This window comes from Methanomicrobium sp. (genome assembly GCF_055145805.1).
The window spans coordinates 1-5,408 of sequence record NZ_JBSREC010000023.1 but is presented as its reverse complement, the minus strand read 5'-3'; the positions used below and the strand labels follow the sequence as shown (position 1 = coordinate 5,408).

General features: G+C 38.8%; 5 protein-coding genes. 2 read left to right on the top strand and 3 right to left on the bottom strand.

Annotated features, from left to right (window positions below; all coding sequences use genetic code 11):
- Positions 1 to 7: 7 nt before the first annotated feature.
- Genes ACTB1O_RS01715 through ACTB1O_RS01705 form a run of 3 tightly spaced genes read right to left on the bottom strand, consistent with a single transcriptional unit; the run spans position 8 to position 2,114 of the window.
- Positions 8 to 781 carry a sugar phosphate isomerase/epimerase family protein gene (locus ACTB1O_RS01715; RefSeq protein ID WP_462993416.1) on the bottom strand — a complete coding sequence of 258 codons (774 nt, stop codon included), beginning with the start codon at positions 779 to 781 and terminating at the stop codon, positions 8 to 10.
- Positions 778 to 1,326 (bottom strand): AAA family ATPase, encoded by a 549-nt coding sequence (locus tag ACTB1O_RS01710; RefSeq protein ID WP_462993415.1) that lies wholly within the window; start codon positions 1,324 to 1,326, stop codon positions 778 to 780. The genes ACTB1O_RS01715 and ACTB1O_RS01710 overlap by 4 nt, the downstream gene beginning before the upstream one ends.
- A gap of 26 nt (positions 1,327 to 1,352) precedes the next feature.
- Positions 1,353 to 2,114: an anaerobic ribonucleoside-triphosphate reductase activating protein gene (locus tag ACTB1O_RS01705; protein WP_462993414.1), complete on the bottom strand. Its 762-nt coding sequence runs from the start codon at positions 2,112 to 2,114 to the stop codon at positions 1,353 to 1,355.
- 137 nt (positions 2,115 to 2,251) lie between these two features.
- Here ACTB1O_RS01705 and ACTB1O_RS01700 point away from each other — a divergent pair, with 137 nt between their 5' ends.
- Both ACTB1O_RS01700 and ACTB1O_RS01695 read left to right on the top strand, forming a co-directional pair.
- Positions 2,252 to 2,887 (top strand): type I 3-dehydroquinate dehydratase, encoded by a 636-nt coding sequence (locus tag ACTB1O_RS01700; RefSeq protein ID WP_462993413.1) that lies wholly within the window; start codon positions 2,252 to 2,254, stop codon positions 2,885 to 2,887.
- 206 nt (positions 2,888 to 3,093) lie between these two features.
- On the top strand, positions 3,094 to 5,408 hold a 2,315-nt coding region (locus tag ACTB1O_RS01695), incomplete at its 3' end, for a CDC48 family AAA ATPase (protein WP_462993412.1).

Below are 5,408 nucleotides of genomic sequence, written 5' to 3'. Positions count from 1 at the left end.
TCTCCGCTCATAAGAAACACCTTTTGATAATCTGATAACTTTTTTTCGCTTCTTCAATACTTCTGCCTTCAACAACACAGATCCCGGAATAATTATTTTTTATGAATTTGCCTGCCTTATCCCAGTCAATTAATCCATCACCAAGAGCACTATGTTCATCCTTTCTTCCTTTATTGTCATGCAGATGAATATGCCCTGCAAGACTAACCTTTTCCAGAAATGAATTTAATTTTCCAACAGTATTTGCATGACCCAAATCTATTGTAACACCAATGCCATCCAAACCCCCAACCATGCCAAATATCTCATCAGGATCTTTGCATAAAAAATCAGGAAGATCGGGCATATTTTCAAGGCATGCTAAAACTCCGGAGTCCTCTGCCACCTTTCCAATCTCCCTTAATGCCTCTTTGTGTAAGGTCCATACCCTGTCAGGAACAAGTTTTGCGGCAGGAGAAAGATATCCCGGATGAATGGTAACCCGGTCTGTGATCTCTGATGCCAGAGAAACGCATTCCGACAACTGTCTTACAGACTCCCTATATATAGGATAATTCATCGATGAAAGGTTTAAATCGGCAAAAGGAGCATGAACACTGACTTTTAATTTAGTTGTTTCAAGTACTTCCTTAATCCTGGAATAAAGAGCAGGATTGTCAAGCCGGTAATTTCCGTCTGCTGATATTTCCCATCCGGAGTAGCCCGATTCTTCAACTCCATAAACCCATTCAATAGATGACCAGACCTTTGCTGAAGAGGCAAAATAAAAATCAAGACTCATTTAAGCTTCCTTATATCCTCGAGTAGTTTTCTGACATTACTTTCAAACTCTTCAATGGTGCTTTCATTTTGGAGAGTATAATCTGCCATTGACATTGCACTTAAAAGGCCCCATCCGGTTTCTCTTTCATCACGATTTTTTAAGCCTTCTTCATCGATTTTATCATCAGAGCGCCCTCTTTCCCGCAGGCGTTTTAATCGTGTTTCAAAAGATGACTCCACAGCAATAAGATGAAAATCCCTGAAATTCTGCATAAAAGCTTCAACCTCTGAATCTCCTCTGATTCCATCAATAAGTACGGCTTTTGATTTTATATTCTCAATAAGGGGAATTGTTAATTGTGCGAGTGCATCCATGCCCATGCCCTGCCTTAAACAGCGTGACATCGCGCCCATATTTTTATCAGTCAGTTTAAGGCCTGCATCAGATACCTCTTTTCGTACAACATCACCCATAACAACAACAGGAATACTCATATCTTTTGCAATACGGGAAAATTCTCCCTTCCCACTTGCGGGAAGACCAACAACTCCTATTACCTGCATTAAAAAACTCTCCTTATTATTTATATTTAGTAATTTCTTCTGGCCTGAAGGATATCTGTCAGCACCATTGAATCTGCAATTATTATCTGATTGTTCTCGTATGTAACTTCCCCGTCTTCTCTCGTACGTATGCGTACTTTTCTGTGAATCTTATCAGCCAGTTTTTTTAACTGCTCAAAATCCAGCGGAGGGATCTCTCCTTCAACGCCCTGCTGAAGAACAAGGTCAAGTCCTTTAGTCTCTTTGGAAATATGAATAACATCATCTTCCCGTCCCGGAAAAAGAGTACATACGACCTGAAATTCAGGTAAAATTCCATCCATAAATGCATTTTTACAAATTTCAAGAGACTCTTTTATATTCTCTATAGTCCCGGGTTTCACCTTTAATAATTTGGGATAATGTTCCCACCGAGTTTTGATATCAAGGTGAATAAGATCAATTAAACGCTGCCTCATCATCTCAGCAAGTGTCTCAGGAAAAGCACCATTTGTCTGAACGCCAACCAAAAGGCCCATCTCTTTGCACTTTTTTGCCATATCAATAAGTGCATCCTTCTGCATAGTAGGCTCTCCTCCGGAAAAAATAACTCCTGAAATTACAATCCTGGATTCTTTTATCATCGCAATAATATCTTCTGTATCACGCAAATCCTGACCTTTCTGAAGTGAAAGATTATGACAATAATGACATCTGACCGGACATCCTCTTAAAAAAACGGTACAGACTGCCTTACCACGCCAGTCCACTGTACTTAACGGAACAAACCCTCCAAAATTAACCTTCAAAAAATCACCGGATATTAGTAATAATTTGTATTAACCAAACTTCAAAGTTTACAATATGGCTTAATATAATAAAAACTGAAAAATTATTACAAAAATAATTAGCACTTGAATGTTATATTCTTATTAGGTGATATCGTTTGAAAACCGCTCTTTCTCTGTCAAATTTTGAAGAATGGAATAATGCCATAAAATATGGCGCTAATTTCAGGGAAGTTAGAATCGATCTTATTGAAAATAAATCTTCAGAGGAAGAACTTTTGAGACTCTGCAAAAAAAGGAAAGATGAAATTCCCTGCATTGCAACTATCAGAAGCAAAAAAGAGGGTGGAAATTTCTCAGGAAATAATAGTGAATGGCGAGATACTATTGAGCCCTGGATAAATTGTGCTGAATATATAGATATTGAAAGGGTTTTCTCCACACATGCTTATGAAATAAAAAAAAGGGGGAAAAAAATTATTGCTTCGGCTCATCTGGACCATATGCCGGAAATTGAAGAATTAACCGAATTAGAGAACGAATTACGAAAATATGGTGATATCCCAAAAATTGTAGTCACTCCAAAAAAAATGGAAGATGTTGCAGATTTTATCAAATTCATAATAAATATAAAAAAACCCTTTATAGCAAGTGTAATGGGTGAAAAATTTAGATCCGCAAGAATTTCCCTTCTTCTTTTTGGTTCCATGATAATTTATTGTCACAGCGGAAAAAAAGCAGCCAAAGGACAATATCATATAAAAGATATCAATAAAATTTTTGAAATCATATAATAAGAAGAAAAATTAAGCATTTAATTTATTATTAAGGGCTATTTTATAGCACATACAAAGGATTTCATTCAAAAAAATTCTTTTCACAAATAAATAAAGTGATGATAACTTTTTTTAGTTTAACTTGAAATCAGCCATCTGCCAGAAAATCTTAAATATTATTGATGATTACTATAGGTAAACATAAACCGAAGAGGTTAATAATTATGAGTAATTCGCATTTAACAGAAGTCATAGTAAAAGAAGCATTACACGAAGATGCAGGCAGGGGAATCGCCAGAATCAGTATTGATACTATGAATGCCCTGGGCCTCAGAAGCGGCGATGTGATTGAAATTACCGGTAAAGGAAAAGCTGCCGCAATTGTTTGGCCCGGTTTTTCACAGGATACCGGGAGGGCAGTTATCCGGATAGATGGAAACATCAGAGGCAATATACAGACAGGAATTGATGAAAGAGTCACAATTAAAAAAGTAGAGGCATTATATGCAGAAAAACTTGTAATTCATCCTACCCAGCCGGTAACACTCAGAGGCGGTGAACTGTATATGGGAAGGCTGTTAAACGGCCGTCCTGTAAGTGAGGGGCAGGCATTCAGGGTAAACATTATGGGTAATGCCCTGACATTTGTAATTTCTAAGGTTAAACCCGCCGGAGTTGCAATTGTAGGTCCCAATACTGAGATTGAGATAAAAGAAACACCATATGAACCAAAAGAAGGTAGAAAAGATATTCCCGATGTTCATTATGAAGATATAGGTGGCCTTGGAAGAGAACTTTCCCAGGTCAGAGAGATGATAGAACTCCCGCTAAGACATCCGGAAATCTTTGAAAAACTTGGTATAGAGCCCCCAAAAGGAGTTTTATTATATGGCCCTCCCGGTACCGGAAAGACGCTTATTGCAAAGGCAGTTGCAAATGAAGTAGATGCACATTTCATCTCACTCTCAGGTCCTGAGATAATGAGTAAATACTATGGAGAGAGTGAAGGAAAATTAAGGGAAGTATTTGAGGAAGCACAGCAGAACGCTCCTACCATCATCTTCATTGACGAGATTGATTCAATAGCCCCAAAACGTGAGGAAACAAAGGGAGAGGTTGAACGAAGAATAGTTGCACAGCTTCTTGCTTTAATGGACGGCCTTAAGGGTCGTGGAGAGGTTATCGTTATAGCGGCAACAAACCTTCCAGACAACATTGATCCCGCACTTCGCCGGGGAGGTCGTTTTGACAGGGAGATAGAGATAGGAATTCCCGATAAAAAAGGACGTCTTGAAATATTTCAGGTGCATACACGCGGTGTCCCTCTAAATCTTGATGAGATAGAAATTACAGGTGAAGACAGTACAGAACTCAGCCGCAAATTTGCAGAGATGGGAGAAGATGAAGGGAAAAAGCATGAAAATGAGCTGAAAAAGAAAAAATTCCTTGAGCCTTTCGCTGCGGTAACACATGGATTTGTTGGGGCAGACATCTCACTTCTCGTAAAAGAAGCAGCAATGCATGCATTAAGAGAAGAATTAAAAGATCTCAAAACCGGCGAAGATATTCCAATCGAAATAATTGAAAAGATCAAAGTGAAAAGAACAGACTTTGAAGAAGCCTTAAAACATGTAGAACCTTCAGCAATGCGTGAGGTACTGGTAGAGGTGCCTGACATATCCTGGGAAGATATCGGAGGACTTGATGATATTAAAAAGGAGCTTACAGAAGCGATAGAATGGCCGCTTAAATATCCTGAGATCTTTGAAAAACTAGATACAAAGCCACCTTCAGGAATACTCCTCTTCGGACCCCCGGGAACAGGAAAAACGCTGCTTGCAAAGGCTGTCGCCAATAAAAGCGAGTGCAATTTCATATCCATAAAAGGTCCGGAACTCCTCTCAAAATGGGTTGGAGAGTCAGAAAAAGGGGTTAGAGATGTATTCAGAAAGGCCAGACAGGCATCTCCGTCAATAATATTTTTTGATGAAATTGATGCACTGCTCCCAAGAAGAGGTACATTTGAAGGATCATCTCATGTAACTGAAAGTGTGGTAAGCCAGATACTAACCGAACTTGACGGACTTGAAGAGCTGACAAATGTTACAGTCCTTGGCGCAACAAACCGTCCGGATATGCTTGATGAAGCACTAATGCGGCCAGGACGTCTCGACAGGATAATCTATGTTCCACCACCCGATGCAGAAGGCAGAAAAAAGATATTTGAAGTTTACCTGAAGAATTCAGAAAAACTTCTTTCAGAAGATATCAAAATCGATGACCTTGTCCAAAAAAGTGAGGGCTACGTTGGCGCTGACATAGAACTTGTTGTAAGAGAAGCAAAACTCCAGGCAATGCGTGAATTTATTACTAAAACCAATGAAAAATCAGAACAGGAAAGAATGGAAATTCTCTCAAACCTGCGTGTTACAAAGGCGCATTTTGATGCTGCAATAAAAAAGATTAAAAGTTCTCTGAATAAATCAACAATTGAAGATTATGAACGCAAAGCATGGCCGGTAATCTATTCGGCCGAAGA

Coding starts and splice junctions, on each gene's coding strand:
- ACTB1O_RS01715 (WP_462993416.1), bottom strand. CDS start 781: ATGAGTCTTGATTTTTATTTTGCCTCTTCAGCAAAGGTCTGGTCATCT.
- ACTB1O_RS01710 (WP_462993415.1), bottom strand. CDS start 1,326: ATGCAGGTAATAGGAGTTGTTGGTCTTCCCGCAAGTGGGAAGGGAGAA.